This is a genomic window from Acinetobacter sp. yr461 (assembly GCF_900110445.1).
In the GTDB taxonomy this organism is placed as follows: domain Bacteria; phylum Pseudomonadota; class Gammaproteobacteria; order Pseudomonadales; family Moraxellaceae; genus Acinetobacter; species Acinetobacter calcoaceticus.
Map to the genome: position 1 here is coordinate 70380 of NZ_FODU01000003.1, position 18921 is coordinate 89300.

Sequence of the window (18921 nt, forward strand, 5' to 3'; positions counted from 1 at the left end):
ACCCACGGATGGGCCTTTTTTTATAACATATTAGATTTGTTTGATTTTTTCTTCAGCAAGGAAGAACCATGTATCTAAAACTGAGTCTGGGTTAAGAGAAACAGACTCAATACCTTGTTCCATTAACCACTTTGCAAGATCGGGATGATCTGAAGGACCTTGACCACAGATACCTACATATTTACCCGCTTTACGGCAGGCATGGATAGCCATTGAAAGAAGTGCTTTAACTGCTGCATCACGCTCATCAAATAGATGTGAAACAATACCTGAGTCACGGTCAAGACCTAGTGTTAACTGAGTTAAATCATTCGAACCGATAGAGAAACCATCGAAATGCTCTAGGAATTGTTCAGCTAATAGGGCGTTAGTTGGTAATTCACACATCATGATTACTTTTAAGCCGTTCTCACCACGTCTCAAACCATTTTGTGCTAGTAACTCAATAACGCGTTTTGCTTCAGATACAGTACGTACAAAAGGAATCATGATTTGAATATTGGTTAGACCCATTTCATCACGAGCTTTCTTAAGTGCACGGCATTCTAATTCGAAACAGTCACGGAAGTTATCAGATACATAACGACTTGCACCACGGAAACCGAGCATTGGGTTTTCTTCTTCAGGCTCGTATAACTTACCGCCAATCAAGTTTGCATATTCATTTGATTTGAAGTCAGACATACGAACAATAACTGGCTTGTCACCGAATGCAGCAGCAAGAGTCGCAATACCTTCAACCAATTTTTCAACATAGAAATCTACAGGTGAAGCATAACCAGCAGTACGAGTTAGAACTGCAGCACGAGTTTCACGAGGTAGGCTATCAATGTTGAGTAGCGCTTTAGGATGCACGCCGATCATACGGTTAATAATGAACTCAAGACGAGCAAGACCAATACCTTCATTTGGAATTTGAGCAAAGTCAAACGCGCGGTCTGGGTTACCTACGTTCATCATGATTTTGAACGAAAGCTTAGGCATAGATTCAATTGAATTACGTTGAACTTCGAAATCTAAAGCGCCTTCGTAGATGAAGCCAGTGTCACCTTCAGCACAAGAAACAGTTACTTCTTGACCATCAGTCAATACTTCTGTTGCGTTACCACAGCCTACAATAGCGGGTACACCAAGTTCACGTGCAATAATTGCTGCGTGACATGTACGACCACCACGGTTAGTAATAATTGCCGCGGCACGTTTCATTACCGGTTCCCAATCAGGGTCGGTCATATCTGATACAAGAACGTCGCCTTCTTGAACTTTGTCCATTTCTTTAATTGAGCTAATAATGCGGACTTTACCAGAACCAATACGTTGACCAATTGAACGACCTTCACAAAGAACAGTGCCTCTTTGTTTAAGAAGGTAGCGCTCCATTGTGCCTACATTTTGACGGCTTTTTACCGTTTCAGGACGAGCTTGAACAATATAAATTTGACCATCATCGCCATCTTTCGCCCATTCGATATCCATTGGCGCACCGTAGTGCTGCTCAATAATAAGCGCTTGTTTAGCTAGTTCTTGTAACTCATGATCATTTAAAGCAAATTGTTGGCGCTCTTGTTTTTCAACATCAACAACGACAACTGATTTACCAGCAGAACCTTCTTCACCATAAATCATTTTCTGGTGTTTTGAGCCAAGGTTACGGCGTAAAACTGAATGTCTACCAGCATTTAATAGTGGTTTAGATAAGTAAAATTCATCTGGGTTCACAGCACCCTGCACAACCATTTCACCCAAACCATAAGATGCTGTGATAAATACAACTTCGCGGAAACCAGACTCGGTATCAAGGGTAAACATTACACCCGCAGCGCCAGTTTCAGAGCGAACCATACGCTGAACGCCTGCAGAAAGTGCAACGACGTCATGATCAAAACCTTGATGTACACGGTAAGAAATTGCACGGTCATTATATAAAGAAGCAAATACTTCTTTAATCGCAATAAGAACGTTATCAATACCGCGAATATTCAAGAAAGTTTCTTGCTGACCTGCGAATGAAGCATCTGGTAAATCTTCAGCAGTTGCAGATGAACGAACGGCAACCGCGATTTCTGGGTTGCCGTTAGAAAGTGTTGTAAAAGCGGCGCGAATTTCTTGTTCTAGGCTTGCAGTGAGTGGAGTCTCTACAATCCATTGACGAATTTTAGCACCTGTTTCTGCAAGAGCATTTACGTCATCAACATTGAGTTGAGCAAGTTCTGCTTGAATTCGAGCGTTAAGACCGCTTTGATCTAAGAACTCACGATAGGCATCAGCAGTAGTTGCAAAACCGCCTGGTACCGATACACCAGCATTTGCTAAATGACTGATCATTTCACCCAAAGATGAGTTTTTCCCACCTACGAGTTCGACATCGTGTTTCCCTAATTTTTCTAGACCGATTACGCGCGCTTCCAAAGTTTTCACTCCACTTTTGCAGTATTAATGTCTATCTTGGCATGAAATTATAAAAATAAAGTGCTTAGTTGAGAATTATACTAAGCGACAGTCATGTAAGATCAGTTTACTATAAAGATTATATAGTACTAAGACAAATGTTTAAGGAGAATTTTAATGTCAGAAAGTAAACAATTTAAGCGAAGCGTTTTTTTTATTTCTGATGGAACTGCAATTACTGCAGAGACTCTTGGACATTCGTTATTAGCACAATTTCCCAATGTAGATTTTGATATTCATATCATGCCGTATATTGCAACCGAAGAGGCTGCAATGGAGATTGTAGTCGAGATTAATCGATGTCAAACCAAAGATGGTTGTCTGCCTTTAGTATTTGATACTTTAGTTGATCCGCATGTGCGAGAAATCATTAATACTGCTAAAGCAGTTAATCTTGATGTATTTGAAGGTTTAATCAGTAAATTAGAACAAGAACTGGGTACACCACCCACCACATTGGTGGGACAGACACATGCCGTGACCGATTCTGAGTCTTATAAAGCTCGTATTGATGCTGTTCATTTTGCGCTTGATAATGATGATGGAGCGCGTACTCGCCATTATGATAAAGCTGATTTAATCTTAATTGGAGTTTCTCGTTCGGGGAAAACGCCGACCTCTATTTACTTATCGCTTCAATTCGGTATTCGTGTTGCAAACTATCCATTAACAGAAGAAGATTTGGATGATAACCGTTTACCAGCAGTACTAAGACCACATCGTAATAAATTGTTTGGTTTAATGATTGATGCTGAGCGATTAGTTGCGATTCGTAGTGAGCGTAAGGCTAATAGTCGTTATGCAAGTTTTAGTCAATGCCAAATGGAACTTAGAGCAATTGAAGGAATCTATATTTCTGAAGGTATTAAATATTTAAATGTGACTGAAATGTCGATTGAAGAAATTTCAACGCGTGTTTTGCAGATGACAGGATTAAAACGTCGTATTGGTTAATTTAATCAACTGCTTATTTTAACCATTCGATTTATGTATATTAATTTATAAATAAATTGAGTGGTTAAAATATAAATACAATAAAAATAAAAGTTTTAAATATAAAACCAAACATTATTAAATGTTTTTTATTGGTTACAAACCTGTACTTCTTTTGCAACTCATTTGTAAACTTAAATAATACTATTGAAAAGAAGTGTATGTATTTTATTGTGCTGAAAAATGGTAATTGTTTAATTTTACTAAATATTTTAAAAAAACAATCAAAAAAAATCCATAATTCAAAAATGTTAACTAGATCACACTATTTTGCTGTTGTGTGATTATTTATTTATTTTTAATTATACTTTCCCACCTCGATATGGGACTATCCGATTATCAAAATGCTAAAAAAATGTGTTTTTTCATTGGTATACATCTTGCCTCTCAATTTATATGCTGCTCAAGTGGATGAATTGAGAGAGCAGGCTATTCACACTTATAAAACTGGACAAACTCACCAAGCAATATTTCAACTGGATCAATTGCTAAAAACCTATCCGCATGATCAAAAATTGCTAGCTGATTATTTAGTTGTAATGTCAAATGAAAAAAAAGATCTAGTAACTTTTTCTCAGCATTTAGCAAATATTAATCCGGTTATTTTTCCAGAATATGGACAGCTACCTTTAATACGTAATTTTCGTGATTTTAAACATTTTAAAAATGCGATTGATTGGTCGAATAAATTTAATATTCAAAAAACACTTGATGGGCAGATTTTGTTAGCAGTTTTATACGCTGAAGCTCAGGATGTTGTAAATGCCAAAGCACAGTTAGCAAAAATTAATAGTAAAAATCTGAAGACTGATCAGCTGGTGCAAATAGCTTACGCCTATCGTCTTATCAATTTACCTGTAGATGCTTTATCTGCAATTGAACAAGCATATAAGCAGCAGCCCAAGTCTTTTGCAGTTGTGCAAGAATACAGTTATGACTTAGCGGCTGTGGGGGCTTATAACAAGGCTCAGCAGTTATTGCTTGCCAGCGATAAAAATGCAGAAATAGAATCGTTACAACACTGGCTACAAGTCAGTGAGTTTTCTCAACGTGTAAATAACGCAATTGCTCGCTATAAATATTTGAATCGAGAAGGCATGTCAGATAGCGAAGGCTTTGCTGAGCTTGATGCTGTGTTGAAGCAAGGCGAGCAAATGCAGCCTTTGATTCAACCGTCAGATCCTAATTATTTAAGATTCCATTATGACTATATATATGCGTTAGATTTCCGTGGGCGTACTCGTACAGTCCTGGATCAATTTACTAAATTAAATATACCTTTAGAAAAACTACCTGCCTATATTCGTCATGCAATAGCTGATAGTTATTTAGCTGAAAGACAGCCACAGCAAGCTGAACTTGCCTTTAAAACCTTGCTTACTGAAAAAAACTATCCAGATATGACGGTATATACTGGACTGTACTATTCATATATTGAACAAGAAAAATATAAACAAGCTGAACAATTTTTGAGTGAGGTTGATCGACTTGTTCCGATGTATAAATATAGTCAGGCAAAAGGGGTAGACAAAACAAGTCATCCCGACCGTGATGACTATATTACTTTACAGGGTATGCACTTAGCTTATGCAAATCATCTTGATCAAGCAGAAAAGCATTTTCAAAAACAAGTAGATCTTGCACCTGCCAATGAAGGTCTAATTAATAATCTGGCTCGTGTTGAGCGTTGGAGAGATAAACCTCTACAGTCCAAGCAAACTATTTCTCGTTTAAATGGTTTAACACCAGTTGCCAAAGACACCCGAATTAACCAGATGCAAAATGCTCAGGCTTTAGGGGATATTCCGGAATGGCGTAAAAATACAGAAAGTCTTTTGGAATATTACCCTGAAGATGGTGGAGTAATTAAAAGTCGGAAAGAATTAGATGACCGCAATAGGCCGACAATTTCTCACTCAACTACTTGGGGACAAAGTAAGGCAGATAGTAGTAGCGATTCTGTGAGTGGTCAGAATGGTTTAAAAGACCGTGAAATGGAAACTCGTCTTAATAGCCCATGGATCAAAGATAATTATCGCCTATTTGCGTGGCATCAAGATCGTTACGGAGAGTACCGTTTTGGTGATGTGCATGACCAACGTTATGGTGTCGGTGCTGAGTGGCAAGCGAACCGTAAGGCGTTGTCGGCGATTTTGTCGCAAAGTACAGATGGTGAGCAAGCAGGTGTTCGTCTTGATTGGTCGCAATGGTTAAATGACCACTGGCAGTATCAATTGCAATATGACAGCCAAGCTAATATTCCATTACAGGCAATTGATGCTGGTGAAGATGGACAAGCCTACCGTGCTGCTTTGACATGGCAAAAAGATGAGTCACGTCAGATTGGGGCGAGTTATGGCCTAACTGATATTAGTGATGGTAATAAACAACAAGAATTTTCAGCTTTTTGGCGCGAACGATTATTTGATGCACCGCACCATATCACCTACGGGACCGTTCGTGGATTTTATGGCAGCAATAGCCAAGATCAGACCGCATATTTTAGCCCCAGCAATCATTACAGTACCGAGCTTAATTTAAGTCATGACTGGGTAACTTGGCGAGAATATGAGCGTTCATTTAAGCAGCATTTTGAAGCTGGAGTGGGACTCTATAAACAAGCAGATTACTCGGCTAGACCAACATACTCTCTGCAATATCAGCATCAATGGCAGCTCTCACGGACTTGGCAACTTAATTATGGAATTGGTTGGCAATATCACCCATACGATGGTCATGATGAACAGCATACCTATGGTATTTTCGGATTTGAAGGGCGTTTTTAATGAATAATATGATGTCAAAAATGTTGAGCTGTGTGTTTGCTTCAACATTATTACCCGTACAATTTTCTCATGCCCGCATTGAAACTGAACTACCAAAAAATCATACGGTTTCTTTAACTTTTCATGATGTGCGAGATGATGTGTTAAAGGAAGGTGACAGAGATGTTTATGCAATTCAGACCAATAATCTGGCACAGTTTCTAGATTGGCTGAGTCAATCTGACTGGAAGCCGATTCGTTTAAAAGACATTGAGGAAGCTCGTAAGCAAGGTAAAGAATTACCCCATAACTCTATTCTACTTACTTTTGATGATGGGGCTTTGAGTAGTTATAGCCGAGTATTTCCATTACTTAAGCAATATCAGATTCCGGCAGTTTTTGCTCTTCCAACCAGTTGGATGAATGGTAATACACAGGCAGGTTATGAAGCTTATGGTCAGGGTAACTTGATGAACTGGGCTCAAGTGCGCGAAATGCAAGCGTCAGGTTTAGCTGAGTTTGCAAGTCATAGTGATGATTTACATCATGGCATATTGGCTAATCCTCAAGGTAACGAGCAACCAGCTGCGACTTCTTATGCATATTTAAAATCGCAGTCTCGTTATGAAACAGATGCAGAATATCAACAACGTATTTTGCAAGATTTGAAAAAATCCTACGCCGTTTTGAAAAAAGAAGTCGGTGTTAGTCCCAAAGCAATTATTTGGCCTTATGGTGCCGTGAATGAGCAATTGGAAAAACTAGCGCAGCAGGCAGGTTTTGAGTTTTCTTTCAGTTTGGGTCGTGATGGTATGAATCGGGTGAGTGATTCAACGTTTAAACGGAGCTTGGTTATAAATAACCCTACAGCTGAACAGCTCACTGAAGGCATGTTAAATATTCTGAATTTCGAAGAGTCAGATTTATTTAAACAGCCTCGTCACTTTGTGAGTATGGATTTAAAACAGTTAGCAGCGCCACAAAACACCCAAACAGATGAAAAATTAGGGCAGTTGTTATCAAAACTATATAGCTTAAAAAACAATGCTTTAATCTTAAAACCTTTGGAAGATAAAGATGGCGATGGGCAATATGATGTTGCTTATTTCCCTACAGATAAAATGTCTGTTCAACAAGATATTTTAAACCGTAGTTTATGGCAGGCTCAAACTCGTGCGGGTCAAGCGGTAATATTAGAATTACCAGCTTATCCACAAAAAAGTAAGCCGTTTTTAGCAGTAGATTTGGCTAAAGATATTGCACGCTTAAATAGTAATTTGAGTGGTATTCAGCTTAATGCGGGCACCTCTTTAAATTGCGAAATGCAAACAGTAACTGCGCAAGAGAATAGCTGTATTGAACAATCAAAACATCTAGCTCAACTCAGCCAGCTTACTAAAAAAGCTGTAAAGCCTTATTTAAATATGAGTAACCAAGGGCAATTTATTTTATTGCTTACTCCTGATTTAGATCGTGTAGAAAATCTACCAGCGCTTTTAAAAACACTTTTATCGCAACATGATTTAGTCAATTTAAAGTTCGACATGATTGGCAAGAAAAAGCAATTTAATCAGTTGTTAGCACTTTTAAACACGCTTGATGAAAAAGATAAGCAAAGAATTATGCTGACTTTAGTGTTGCCAGAAAATACTTCAAAGACGAGTTGGGAAGAAGTACAGCAAGGGCTTTTTTCGATTCAGCGAACAGGGATTCAGAAGTTCGGAATTGATGGCTATAGTTTTGAAAAATCAAAAGATGTACATCAGTATTTATATAATCCGATTAGTTTGAACGCTAGCCCTGTCATGTATCAGCCTTTTGCTGGATTAGTAGAGGGGAAAAAGTAATGAGAGTATTACTCGATATTCTATTTGCTTTTGCCTTTTTATACCCTTTACTCATGGCTTGGACATGGATGGTAGGAGGACTTTGGTTCTTTTTTAAAAGGGAATACCGCGAACAAACGCTTCCTGAACCAACGAGTGAAGGGTGCAGTATCATTATTCCGTGTTTTAATGAAGAAGCTCAGGTACGACAAACCATTCGTTATGCACTGCAAACTAAATATCCTAATTTTGAAGTGATTGCCGTCAATGATGGAAGTAGTGATAGAACAGCTGAAATCCTTGATGAATTGGCAGCGCAAGATTCACGACTTCGGGTTGTACACTTAGCAGAAAATCAGGGTAAAGCCGTAGCGTTAAGATCGGGAGTACTGGTCAGTAAATACGAATATCTTGTTTGTATTGATGGGGATGCATTGTTACATCCGCATGCTGTACTTTGGTTAATGCAACCCTTTATCAGATTCCCACGAATTGGTGCAGTAACGGGTAATCCACGCATTTTAAACCGATCTAGTATTTTAGGAAAATTACAGGTTGGCGAGTTTTCTTCGATTATTGGTTTAATTAAACGTGCACAGCGTACATATGGTCGTATTTTTACAGTGTCTGGTGTTATTGCAGCATTCCGTAAAACCGCTCTAGTTCGTGTGGGTTTTTGGTCAGACGATAAAATTACTGAAGATATTGATATTTCATGGAAGTTACAGCTGGACCATTGGGATATTCAGTATATTCCGCAAGCGCTTTGCTATATCTATATGCCTGAGACATTTAAAGGCCTATGGAAACAACGCCTTCGCTGGGCACAAGGTGGGGTAGAGGTTCTTTTAGAATATATTCCACAAATGTTCAAATTGCGCGTACGTCGTATGTGGCCAGTGATGCTTGAAGCTCTTGTTAGTATTATCTGGTCTTATGTCATGATTCTGATATTCACTCTGTTTTTTGTGGGATTGTTTATTGAATTACCCTTGCAATGGCAGATCAAAACACTGATGCCGCAGTGGTATGGCGTGATATTAGGTGGAACATGTCTGATACAGTTTTTGGTTAGTTTGTGGATTGATCAGCGTTATGACCGTGGTCGCTTCTTTAGAAACTATTTCTGGGTTATTTGGTACCCGTTGTTTTTCTGGTTACTTACTTTATTTACAAGTGTTGTCGCGGTACCAAAAACTTTATTTAACACTAAAAAACGTGCTCGCTGGGTGAGCCCAGACCGAGGCTTCCGTGGAGATAACCCATGAAACCTGAAGAAAATAAGGATATAGAGCCTTTAGATATCCCCGAATATATTGACCAGCCGGAATACGTCAAAAATAAAACAGCAAACTATACCTTACAAACTATTGGTTGGTTTTGTTTGATGTGGTTGCTATTTCCATTGGTTTCACTGTTCTTATGGGTTTTTGAAGGGCACCTAATTTATGATTATGTCTGGGTTGACCATATATCAGAAGTTAAGACCTTACTTCATTTAGCATTATTAATCGGGATTAGCGCGCTCATTTTAATTTTGTGGGCGAGTTATAACTGGATTAGGTTCAGTGGTGAAGACCGACGGGCGAAAGCGCCGAATAGTTCTGTTGAATTACTAGCAGCCCAATTTTCGGTTAGTCCCGAGATCTTAAGTGAATTGCAAAAAAAACAACGCATCATTTTGCATTACGATGATCACGGCAATTTGCAAAAATATGAGTAAATGAGAAAAAGCATGGTCTAAAACCATGCTTTTTATTTTTATGCCGTTATTCTGATAATGATGTCGATTGGTTGTTCTATACCATCCATGCTGTGAATTGATGTATTTGTAACTTTAATAATGGGCCAAGTTTGTAATTTACAGTTGGCTTTTTGGAGTGCAGCATAATAACTATCAGATTTAAAAAATACTTTTTTAGTCGTTGCAGTATTGGGTGTTAAAAGGCGTTTAAGCCATGTTTCATTTACTTGAGTCTCAAGAAAACGTAAGGCCAAAAGACTTTTTACACGATTGTTAAATAATCTCCGGTTTTTAATAATGAGTGGATGCGTAATTAACTTGTGTGTGCCCATTTGACTATGGGGCAAAATAAAGTGAGGTGTAATTTGAAATACAGTTACAAATTTTGCTTGTTGGCAGATTTTTTCAAGATGGGTCACAGTATCTTGATTTGTACCAATAATCGCGACAGATGAATGTGAAAAATCAAACTCTTTAATTGAGGTTGACGGAATAACTTGACCAGCAAAGTCTTCAAAATCTTGAGCTGTATTTTGAAAAATTACTGATTTTGAAGCGTTATTTTTAATATTAATACTCATTTTCCAAAAGTCCTTTTGGTTTTTCAATCATGATGTTTTTATCGTTTTAATATAAATAACCAAGCAGGAAGTTGGGGTAAAGTCTTTTCAGATAGATGGTCACCCCATACTCGAAATCCATTCAAGTATGGGAAAGTGAAGCAGAGTTTTAATGTTCTGTTTTTACATTCATGAGTTGCGTAAAACTGTCTAGACGCTTCGTTGTGTCGTATATATCACATGTAAAAATAAACTCATCAACATCGTATGTCGCTAAAAGTTTTTGTAAACCAGTGCGAACAGTCTCAACCGAGCCAATTTGTGCCATTGCATAGAAGTTTTCAACAGAAAGCTGTTCTGCTGTATTCCATAGTCCCTGCATTGATTCAACTGGCGGTTTAAGCTTTAAGCTTTCACCACGAATTAAGCCTAATACACGTTGGTATGCACTTGTTGCTAAAAACTGTGCTTCTTCATCTGTATCTGCTACAACAACAGGCACACCCATAGAAACGTAAGGTTTATCTAAATAAGCAGAAGGCTCAAAGTTCTCACGATAGAGTTGGATGGCTTGGCCTAGCATACGTGGTGCAAAATGCGACGCAAATGAGTAGGGTAGACCAAGTTTTGCAGCCAATTGCGCACTAAAAAGGCTAGATCCAAGTAACCAAACAGGAACATGTGTATTTTGCCCTGGAGTTGCAATAATCTTTTGTCCTGCTTGAGGTACATCAAAATATCTTAGGATTTCGACAACATCTTTTGGAAATTGATCTTCTGTTTCTTGATGCCCACGACGTAAAGCTCGCATGGTGAGTTGATCTGTACCAGGAGCACGGCCTAAACCTAGTTCAATACGATTTGGATATAAAGTAGCAAGTGTTCCAAATTGTTCTGCGACAACTAAAGGAGCATGGTTAGGAAGCATAATCCCGCCTGAACCTAAGCGAATATGCTGTGTATGTGCTGCAATAAAACCGAGTAAGACAGCCGTAGCAGAGCTCGCGATTCCATCCATGTTGTGATGTTCTGCAAGCCAGAAACGTTCATAACCTAGTTTCTCTGCATGTTGTGCTAATTCTAATGCGTGACGTAACGAAAATTCGATGGTTTTATCATTACGAATAGGAGCAAGTTCCAAAATTGAAAACTTGGTATCTTGAAGTGATCGCATGCGATATTCTCGAATAAGGGTATATCGAAATACTACGATATATAGGGATTAATGTATATCGTTTTTTTTCGATATTAGGTCTTATCTTTCAATAAAAAAGCACCCGAGGGTGCTTTTCATGCATGTACAAATTAGCGATTTTTATACCAGCCACGATGTAAACCATTGTCATGACGGCGATGGCCACCTTTACTATAGTAACGACGGTCACCATCGTCATATCTACGATCATCTCGATCATAACGACTACCACGATCATAGCGATCATTGTAGTCACGATCTTCAGAAACTTTACGACCTAGCGCTGAACCACCCGCAGCACCTACAGCAGCACCGATGTAACCACCGTTGGTACCGCCCATGTTTTTACCGACTGTATAACCAGCACCACCACCTAAAGCACCACCCAGGGCAGCTTCGGTACGATTGCGACGGTCACTCGCTGCGGCTGCACCACCAGCACCACCTAAAGCAGCACCAATTGTTGCGCCTGTTGTACCACCCATACTTTTACCAATTGCAGTGCCCACAACACTACCTAACGCAGAGGTTGCAGCAACACGGGTACCATTATCTGCATGTGCAACTGTCACCATAGACGATGTTGCAATTAATGCACTAGCTAACCAAATATTCATTTTCATCTTGCAGCTCCATGTCCTTTTTACTAAGAAGGACAGTATTTTTATCTTGAGATAAATGTAATCAAAAATTTCGTGATAATTATGGAGAACCCCAAAGGCGATACGCTAGTTTTGTGTCTGTTTGTATTGTTTCTATTAATTTGTGGATAAGTCCTGAGCAAAAGAGAGGTGGTGAATATTTGTTGGTCCTAATAAAAAAGCACCCGAAGGTGCTTAGTGACGTTTCATCAAATTTGATTAGTGATGACGACGGTGTTTTTTCTTCCAGTGCTTAGAAGATCTGTCAGCATCGCGGTCTTTAGAAATTTTATTACCTAGAGCAGAACCACCCGCAGCACCTAGAGCAGCGCCAACGTAACCACCATTTGTACCGCCCATGCTTCTACCAACGGTATAACCAGCACCACCACCTAAACCACCACCAATTGCAGATTCTGTGCGGTGACGACGGTCACTTGCAACTGCTGCACCACCAGCACCACCTAAAGCAGCACCAATTGTTGCGCCAGATGTACCACCCATGCTTTTACCAATTGCAGTACCAGCGACACTACCTAAAGCAGAAGCGGCTGCTACATGTGTTGTATTGTCAGCGTGCGCTACGGTAACCATAGAAGTTGCTAAAACAGCGCTACATAACCAAGCATTTAATTTCATTTTTTACTCCGTGTCCTTAGCAGCAGGACCCTAATCTTTTGTTACGGCAAATGTAACAAAACACGTTTCTTAAAATATGGAGAACCATCAATTCATTATTGTAGTTTAGTGTCAGGTTTGTATGTTTTCTATTAAAATAGAATGTTTAATACTCATATAGATAAATATGAGTCTCATTTAGTTTTAATGAGTTCATTACTCGTGATCTGAACATAGAAAATTGATCAAAGCTCTGGTGGCAGAAGACATATGTTTATGTTGTACGTACAGTAAAGAGAAGGGACGTGTGTGACCTGCATAAGCCTCAAGTAAAGGTTGTAATTTTCCTTGTCGAATTTTTTCATTAACAATAAAGCTATAACTTTGGCATATCCCTAATCCACTTTCAGCAAGAGAAACCACGCCTAAAATATCTTCTTTTACTAAAATCCGATTTGTTGGTGTCCACTGAATTTGGTGATCACCATCTTTAAAGAACCATGGAGTTATCTTGCCACTACTCGGTAATTCAAAGGCAATACATTGGTGATGATTTAATTCTTCCAAAGTTTGAGGGACATCCATACGTTTTAAATAATCGGGCGAGGCAACAAGTTGAAGAGGCGCAAGTTCCAGCGGTCTGGCGACAAGAGAGCTATTAGGGAGATGGCCTTGACGAATGGCTAAATCGAAACCCTCAGCAATTAAATCAACATTTCGGTTAGAGATACTCATTTCAATTTGAATGTCTGGATATTGCAAAAGAAATTTTTCTAATAAGGGTGGTAAGCGATAGTGCCCATAAGTTGTAGGAACGCTTAATTTGATTTTTCCAGAAATTTGCAGTTGATCACCTTGAACCACACGTTCTGCATGGTCGATTAACTGAAAAGCATGCTGCATTTTCTCATAATAAAGTTGACCTGCTTCAGTCAAGCTCAAATGTCGAGTAGTTCTTCTAAAAAACTGAATACCTAACTTTTTCTCCAACCGCGTAATTGTTCTACTAATGACTGAAGGTGTCGTGGACAAATAAATTGCAGCTGCACTAATAGAAAGCTTTTCGGCCACAATTAAAAACACTTCAACATCGGCAAGATGGTCAAATTGACGAGACATTTTGTCCTCAAACGCAAAAAAGATTTGTAAATGTGGTTGTTTTTCTACCTTGCTGGCAAAAATAGAATATATCCATCCCAGTTATAAATCCAGCACAAGGCTGGAATGAAGGTTGAATGATGAAATCTCTAAATAAAATAATGCTTGCAGTAGTGACCGCTTCAGCAGCATTGAGTGCAAATGCTGCTCATGTATTAGTTGTATTGTCTGATGAAGGGCAGTTAGAATTAAAAAATGGTCATATTTTTGAAACAGGCTTTTATTTAAATGAGTTAATGCAGCCTACAAAAATGCTTTTAGATGCAGGGCACACCGTAACTTTCGCTACACCAAAAGGGAAAGCCCCAACGTTAGATGAGTCATCAAATAGTGCGATGTACTTTAACCAAGATGAAAAAGCATTAAAGCAATATGAAGGCTTATTGCATGATCTAAAGTTAACGTCGCCTCAAGCATCTCCAGTTTTGAGTTTGTCGCGTATTGAGCAAATTGGTATTGATCAGTTCGATGCTATTTATATTCCAGGTGGACATGCACCTATGCAAGATCTATTAAAAGATAAACAACTTGGGAAAGTTTTGACAGCTTTTCATAAAGCTAGAAAACCTACAGCGCTGGTTTGCCATGGCCCTATTGCATTGATGTCAACGTTACCTAATGCTTCTGAAGTCGTTCAGCAACTTGAGCAAGGCAAAACTGTAAAAACTGGTGAGTGGATTTATAAGAACTATCGGATGACTGTGATTAGTAACCAAGAGGAAGAGCAAGCGAAGGTTTTATTAAAAGGTGGTGAAATGAAGTTCTACCCACAAACGGCATTACAGTCAATTGGGGGTAAATATCAAAGTAATACGAATGTTTGGACTCCAAATGTTGTGGTGGATCGTGAACTTATTACGGGACAAAATCCAGCCTCGGCTGTTCTGGTGGGTAAAACATTATTAGAAAAATTAAAATAAATAGACATGTTAAAGAGGTTTTATGAATAAAGCCTCTATTGCTTTAGTGGGTAAAAAGGTGACGTATTATTTTCTATAAAAAAGCTAAATTATAGGCGAGTAAATAAATCTCATCTGAAATCATTATATTTATAAGTTGTCACTTACTGTGAAAGTTGATGAATTGGCTGATTATATATGTCATTTGAGCGGCATAATCTGTAAACTATGCGCTATTTTTACGATTTTGCTTATCTTCTATATTTACATAGCGTTCGATAAGCTTTTTGGACTTTTGAGATATTTCCTCTTATGAAAGCGTCACTCCGTTTACGACTTGATCAACTCTGTGATCGACATGAAGAACTTACCGCGTTGCTTGCAGATGTGGAAGTCATCTCCGATAACAAACGTTTCCGTAAATTGTCTCGTGAACATAGTGATTTATCTGAAATTACCGAAGTTTGGGGCAAATACCGTCAAGCAGAAGAAGATATTGAAACTGCTGAATTGATGAAGTCTGACCCTGACTTTAAAGATATGGCAGAAGAAGAAATTCAAGCGAATAAAGCGTTGCTTGGAGAGTTAGAAAGCCAGCTTAATATTTTGATGATTCCAAAAGATCCAAATGATTCTAATGCAGCTTATTTAGAAATTCGCGCCGGAACGGGTGGTGATGAGGCTGCAATTTTCTCTGGTGACTTATTCCGCATGTACAGTAAATATGCCGAGACACAAAATTGGCGTATAGAAGTACTTTCTGAAAATGAAGGTGAGCATGGTGGCTTTAAAGAAGTCATTTGCCGTGTGGACGGTGATGGAGTATATGGTCGCCTAAAATTTGAAAGTGGTGCGCATCGTGTGCAACGTGTGCCTGCAACTGAGTCACAAGGTCGTGTGCATACATCGGCTTGTACAGTTGCGATCTTGCCTGAAATTGATGTCGATACAAATGTCGAGATTAACCCAGCAGATTTGCGTATTGATACTTACCGTGCATCTGGTGCAGGTGGTCAGCACATTAACAAAACCGATTCTGCGGTACGTATTACTCACATTCCAACAGGTACAGTTGTTGAATGTCAGGAAGAACGTTCACAACATAAAAACAAAGCCAAAGCGATGGCATTATTAGTTTCACGTTTAGAAAATGCGAAACGTGCGGCGGCAGATGCAGCGACTTCTGAAATGCGTCGTGACTTAGTGGGTTCTGGTGACCGTTCTGAACGTATCCGTACTTATAACTATCCGCAAGGTCGTATGACTGATCACCGTATTAACCTCACTTTATATAAGTTAGATGCCATTATGGAAGGTGATTTAACTGAATTACTTGATAGCTTGCATCGTGAATATCAAGCAGATCAGCTTGCAATGCTTGCTCAGGAAAATGGCGGCTAATGAACATTGCTCAAGCGCTTGCAATTCGTGGTGAGCCTGACAGTTATGAACGTCAGGAAAATGCTTGGTTACTTGAGCATTTTCTAAAAATCAATTCGCTTGAATTAAAGTTTAAACTTGAGCAAGAGTTAACAATTCAACAAGAGCAAGACTACTTGGCTGGGCTTGAGCGTATTCAAAATGGTGAACCTTTAGCTTATGTAACAGGTTCACAGCCATTTTGGACGCTCGATTTAAAAGTAACATCTGATACTTTAGTACCACGACCTGATACTGAGGTTTTGGTTGAAACCGTTTTAAATCTAAATTTGCCAAAGAATGCAAATATTGTGGATTTGGGAACGGGAACAGGCGCGATTGCACTTGCATTAGCGAGTGAACACCCAGATTGGCAAGTAACGGCAACTGATATTTATGCACCGACTTTAGAAGTTGCAAAAGAGAATGCGCAAACCCATGGATTACAACAAGTGAAATTTGCTTGTGGTGCTTGGTTTGATGCTTTAGACAAACAGCAATTTGATTTAATTGTTTCTAATCCGCCGTACATTGACCCTGAGGATGAACACATGCAGGCTTTGGCGACAGAGCCACGCCGTGCATTGGTTGCAGATCATCAGGGACTGGCTGATATTGAAATTATTATTACTCAAGGAAAAAACTGGTTAAAACCACAAGGCTGGATTGTTCTTGAACATGGTTATGATCAGGGACGGGCTGTTCGAAATATATTTGCTGAGCATGGTTTTAGTGAAATTAAAACCATTCAAGATTACGGCCAAAATGATCGAGTCACTTTGGCGTGCTGGATTTAAAGTTATTTTTGTAGTGTATCTCGCCAACGTAATAACCAGTTTTCTATAAGTTTCATTAAGCTATCGGTCACTTTACCCAATAGGGCCAATAAAATAATTGCAATAATGACAATATCTGGGCGGGATGTTTCTCGACCATCACTTAATAAATAACCGATTCCTTGAGTGGCTGCAATCAGTTCAGCTGCAATCATAAACATCCATGATAAGCTTAAGCTGTTGCGTAAACCGGTTAAAATTCCCGGAGATGCTGCCGGCAAAATAATAGATACAATACGCTGAAAAGTATTAAGCCGATAAACTTTTCCAACTTCAATGAGCTTTTTATCTACATTATGAATTGCTGCAACTGTATTGGTATAGGTTGGAAAAAATGCGCCGATTGCAATCAGCGTAATTTTAGAACCTTCATCAATTCCTAACCAAAGTAGTAACAATGGAATCCAAGCAAGACTTGGAATTGATTTAATTGCTGAAAAAGTTGGTTCCAAATACGCTTCGGCTTCTTTACTTAATCCAACCCAAATTGCAAAAATTAACCCTAAACCACTCCCTACAATGAAACCTACTAAAACACGGCATGTACTAATATAAATATGGGCAAAAAGATCACTGTGAGCTAAATCTAAAAAAGATTGCCATAAACTAGAAGGCGCGGGGAGCAGATAAGCATCGACGTAGCCATTTCTGACTAAAAACTCACAACCCACTAAAAAGATTAAGGGAATGAGCAGTGCTTTAAACCAACGTGTAAATTTATTGTTTAAATGCTTTTTCTGAGATTTTAAAGCTTGCTGAGCTAAGAAGTGATTTAGCTCAGCTTTGTTAAATGAATCACTCATATACTATTTCACGACTTTTTGAGCAAAACGTGGATCTAATAACTGATCAACCACTTGATTGACGTTGGTGCCTTTTCTGACCAAGTCTTCTTCTGTCAAAATTTTCCCCGAACGTTTCAGTGCTTGTGCTTGAGTTGCCGATGGAATGCTTTGATCAAAGTTGGTTCGGCTCAATTGTAGTTTAGCCACAGGTAGGGGAAGTTTTGATTCTTGAGCTAAAAGTGCTGCCACTTTATCAGGATTAGCTTTTGCCCATTTTCGGGCTTGTTCATAGGCTTTAATCACTGCTTCAACCGCTTCAGGACTTTGCTTTGCAAAATCTTCTTTAACACTCAGCACGCTATAGCTGTTAAATCCAATATTACGATAAAGTAATTTGGCACCTGATTGAATTTGAGCCGCAGCCATTAACGGATCAAGCCCAGCCCAAGCATCTACTTGACCACGTTCTAATGCAGTTTTCCCGTCAGGATGCTGTAAATGAACCAGTTGTACATCGCGTTTACTTAAGCCTACTGTGTCTAGTGCCTGTAAGGTAAATAAAAACGGATCTGTGCCTTTGGTTGCTGCAATTTTCTTACCTTTTAAGTCTTTTAGATTTTTGATTGGTGAGTCTTTTGCTACCACAAGAGCGGTCCATTCTGGCTGGCTTTGTACATAAACAGTTTTAATTGGGCTGCCATTCGCTCGACTTAATACAGCTGCTAACCCAGCGGTAGACGCAAAATCGATGCTATTACTGTTGAGATATTCTAGTGAGCGGTTACTGCCTTGGCTAAAAACCCATTTAATTTGAGTATTTGGAAGTGCTTTTTCAAGAAGTTTTTGATCTTTTACGACTAAACTGGTTGGTGCATAGTAGGCATAATCAAGTTTAAGTGTAGTCGGAACTGCTGCAAAGGCAGATGAAGTAAATACAAACCCCAATGTTGATGCCAACAAAGTCTTTGTTAGAGAAAATTTTGGTTTTAAAGACATAATAAGAATAGAACCAGAATAAATAATAGATCATCCTT

16 protein-coding genes are annotated in these 18921 nt (G+C 38.9%); 8 read left to right on the forward strand and 8 right to left on the reverse strand.

Features of this window, described 5'->3' with window-relative positions; all coding sequences use genetic code 11:
- Positions 1 to 30: 30 nt before the first annotated feature.
- Positions 31 to 2418: a phosphoenolpyruvate synthase gene (ppsA, locus tag BMW38_RS06665; RefSeq protein ID WP_170834047.1), complete on the reverse strand. Its 2388-nt coding sequence runs from the start codon at positions 2416 to 2418 to the stop codon at positions 31 to 33.
- A gap of 147 nt (positions 2419 to 2565) precedes the next feature.
- Between ppsA and BMW38_RS06670 the strand changes: the two genes are divergently transcribed.
- From BMW38_RS06670 to pgaD, 5 genes are all read left to right on the forward strand, one after another.
- A complete protein-coding gene (locus tag BMW38_RS06670) occupies positions 2566 to 3402 on the forward strand; it encodes a posphoenolpyruvate synthetase regulatory kinase/phosphorylase PpsR (protein ID WP_003652470.1) in 837 nt (278 codons plus the stop codon).
- A gap of 383 nt (positions 3403 to 3785) precedes the next feature.
- A complete protein-coding gene (gene pgaA / locus BMW38_RS06675; RefSeq protein ID WP_092706757.1) occupies positions 3786 to 6227 on the forward strand; it encodes a poly-beta-1,6 N-acetyl-D-glucosamine export porin PgaA in 2442 nt (813 codons plus the stop codon).
- The gene (gene pgaB / locus BMW38_RS06680) at positions 6227 to 8053 is read left to right on the forward strand and encodes a poly-beta-1,6-N-acetyl-D-glucosamine N-deacetylase PgaB (protein ID WP_092706759.1); all 1827 of its coding nucleotides are present in this window, start codon (positions 6227 to 6229) and stop codon (positions 8051 to 8053) included. Before pgaA ends, pgaB begins: the two co-directional genes overlap by 1 nt.
- Entirely contained in the window at positions 8053 to 9300 is a 1248-nt protein-coding gene (gene pgaC / locus BMW38_RS06685) for a poly-beta-1,6-N-acetyl-D-glucosamine synthase (protein ID WP_092706761.1), read from the forward strand. Before pgaB ends, pgaC begins: the two co-directional genes overlap by 1 nt.
- Positions 9297 to 9755, forward strand: a complete 459-nt coding sequence (gene pgaD / locus BMW38_RS06690) for a poly-beta-1,6-N-acetyl-D-glucosamine biosynthesis protein PgaD (protein WP_092706763.1) — start codon at positions 9297 to 9299, stop codon at positions 9753 to 9755. Before pgaC ends, pgaD begins: the two co-directional genes overlap by 4 nt.
- A 38-nt stretch (positions 9756 to 9793) precedes the next feature.
- Here pgaD and BMW38_RS06695 read toward each other — a convergent pair whose 3' ends face one another.
- The 5 genes from BMW38_RS06695 to BMW38_RS06715 all read right to left on the reverse strand — a co-directional run bounded on the left by BMW38_RS06695 (position 9794) and on the right by BMW38_RS06715 (position 13909).
- Positions 9794 to 10357, reverse strand: a complete 564-nt coding sequence (locus BMW38_RS06695) for a flavoprotein (RefSeq protein ID WP_092706765.1) — start codon at positions 10355 to 10357, stop codon at positions 9794 to 9796.
- Between the two features lie 148 nt (positions 10358 to 10505).
- Positions 10506 to 11510: an LLM class flavin-dependent oxidoreductase gene (locus BMW38_RS06700; protein ID WP_092706767.1), complete on the reverse strand. Its 1005-nt coding sequence runs from the start codon at positions 11508 to 11510 to the stop codon at positions 10506 to 10508.
- 131 nt (positions 11511 to 11641) lie between these two features.
- Positions 11642 to 12154 (reverse strand): hypothetical protein, encoded by a 513-nt coding sequence (locus tag BMW38_RS06705; protein WP_092706769.1) that lies wholly within the window; start codon positions 12152 to 12154, stop codon positions 11642 to 11644.
- 237 nt (positions 12155 to 12391) lie between these two features.
- Entirely contained in the window at positions 12392 to 12811 is a 420-nt protein-coding gene (locus BMW38_RS06710) for a glycine zipper domain-containing protein (protein WP_005039626.1), read from the reverse strand.
- A 195-nt stretch (positions 12812 to 13006) separates the two neighbouring features.
- Positions 13007 to 13909, reverse strand: coding sequence for a LysR family transcriptional regulator (locus BMW38_RS06715; protein ID WP_092706771.1), 903 nt, complete (start codon positions 13907 to 13909; stop codon positions 13007 to 13009).
- 119 nt (positions 13910 to 14028) lie between these two features.
- Between BMW38_RS06715 and BMW38_RS06720 the strand changes: the two genes are divergently transcribed.
- The 3 genes from BMW38_RS06720 (at position 14029) to prmC (ending at position 17063) form a co-directional block, all read left to right on the forward strand.
- Entirely contained in the window at positions 14029 to 14868 is an 840-nt protein-coding gene (locus tag BMW38_RS06720) for a type 1 glutamine amidotransferase domain-containing protein (RefSeq protein WP_213031127.1), read from the forward strand.
- Positions 14869 to 15159: 291 nt separating this feature from the next.
- Positions 15160 to 16248 carry a peptide chain release factor 1 gene (gene prfA, locus BMW38_RS06725; RefSeq protein ID WP_003652455.1) on the forward strand — a complete coding sequence of 363 codons (1089 nt, stop codon included), beginning with the start codon at positions 15160 to 15162 and terminating at the stop codon, positions 16246 to 16248.
- Positions 16248 to 17063, forward strand: a complete 816-nt coding sequence (gene prmC / locus BMW38_RS06730) for a peptide chain release factor N(5)-glutamine methyltransferase (RefSeq protein WP_092706773.1) — start codon at positions 16248 to 16250, stop codon at positions 17061 to 17063. The genes prfA and prmC overlap by 1 nt, the downstream gene beginning before the upstream one ends.
- Before the next feature lie 2 nt (positions 17064 to 17065).
- On the opposite strand, the gene BMW38_RS06735 is transcribed toward prmC, so the two are convergent.
- Together BMW38_RS06735 and BMW38_RS06740 are read right to left on the reverse strand one after the other, a co-directional pair.
- The gene (locus BMW38_RS06735) at positions 17066 to 17905 is read right to left on the reverse strand and encodes an ABC transporter permease (protein ID WP_092706774.1); all 840 of its coding nucleotides are present in this window, start codon (positions 17903 to 17905) and stop codon (positions 17066 to 17068) included.
- A gap of 3 nt (positions 17906 to 17908) precedes the next feature.
- Positions 17909 to 18883 (reverse strand): aliphatic sulfonate ABC transporter substrate-binding protein, encoded by a 975-nt coding sequence (locus BMW38_RS06740; protein ID WP_092706776.1) that lies wholly within the window; start codon positions 18881 to 18883, stop codon positions 17909 to 17911.
- Positions 18884 to 18921: the final 38 nt, after the last annotated feature.

What these genes read in the sequence shown, in the direction of transcription:
- BMW38_RS06670 (WP_003652470.1), top strand. Translation starts at nt 2,566, where the DNA reads ATGTCAGAAAGTAAACAATTTAAGCGAAGCGTTTTTTTTATTTCTGAT.
- pgaA (WP_092706757.1), top strand. Translation starts at nt 3,786, where the DNA reads ATGCTAAAAAAATGTGTTTTTTCATTGGTATACATCTTGCCTCTCAAT.
- pgaB (WP_092706759.1), top strand. Translation starts at nt 6,227, where the DNA reads ATGAATAATATGATGTCAAAAATGTTGAGCTGTGTGTTTGCTTCAACA.
- pgaC (WP_092706761.1), top strand. Translation starts at nt 8,053, where the DNA reads ATGAGAGTATTACTCGATATTCTATTTGCTTTTGCCTTTTTATACCCT.
- pgaD (WP_092706763.1), top strand. Translation starts at nt 9,297, where the DNA reads ATGAAACCTGAAGAAAATAAGGATATAGAGCCTTTAGATATCCCCGAA.
- BMW38_RS06695 (WP_092706765.1), bottom strand. Translation starts at nt 10,357, where the DNA reads ATGAGTATTAATATTAAAAATAACGCTTCAAAATCAGTAATTTTTCAA.
- BMW38_RS06700 (WP_092706767.1), bottom strand. Translation starts at nt 11,510, where the DNA reads ATGCGATCACTTCAAGATACCAAGTTTTCAATTTTGGAACTTGCTCCT.
- BMW38_RS06705 (WP_092706769.1), bottom strand. Translation starts at nt 12,154, where the DNA reads ATGAAAATGAATATTTGGTTAGCTAGTGCATTAATTGCAACATCGTCT.
- BMW38_RS06710 (WP_005039626.1), bottom strand. Translation starts at nt 12,811, where the DNA reads ATGAAATTAAATGCTTGGTTATGTAGCGCTGTTTTAGCAACTTCTATG.
- BMW38_RS06715 (WP_092706771.1), bottom strand. Translation starts at nt 13,909, where the DNA reads ATGTCTCGTCAATTTGACCATCTTGCCGATGTTGAAGTGTTTTTAATT.
- BMW38_RS06720 (WP_213031127.1), top strand. Translation starts at nt 14,029, where the DNA reads ATGAAATCTCTAAATAAAATAATGCTTGCAGTAGTGACCGCTTCAGCA.
- prfA (WP_003652455.1), top strand. Translation starts at nt 15,160, where the DNA reads ATGAAAGCGTCACTCCGTTTACGACTTGATCAACTCTGTGATCGACAT.
- prmC (WP_092706773.1), top strand. Translation starts at nt 16,248, where the DNA reads ATGAACATTGCTCAAGCGCTTGCAATTCGTGGTGAGCCTGACAGTTAT.
- BMW38_RS06735 (WP_092706774.1), bottom strand. Translation starts at nt 17,905, where the DNA reads ATGAGTGATTCATTTAACAAAGCTGAGCTAAATCACTTCTTAGCTCAG.
- BMW38_RS06740 (WP_092706776.1), bottom strand. Translation starts at nt 18,883, where the DNA reads ATGTCTTTAAAACCAAAATTTTCTCTAACAAAGACTTTGTTGGCATCA.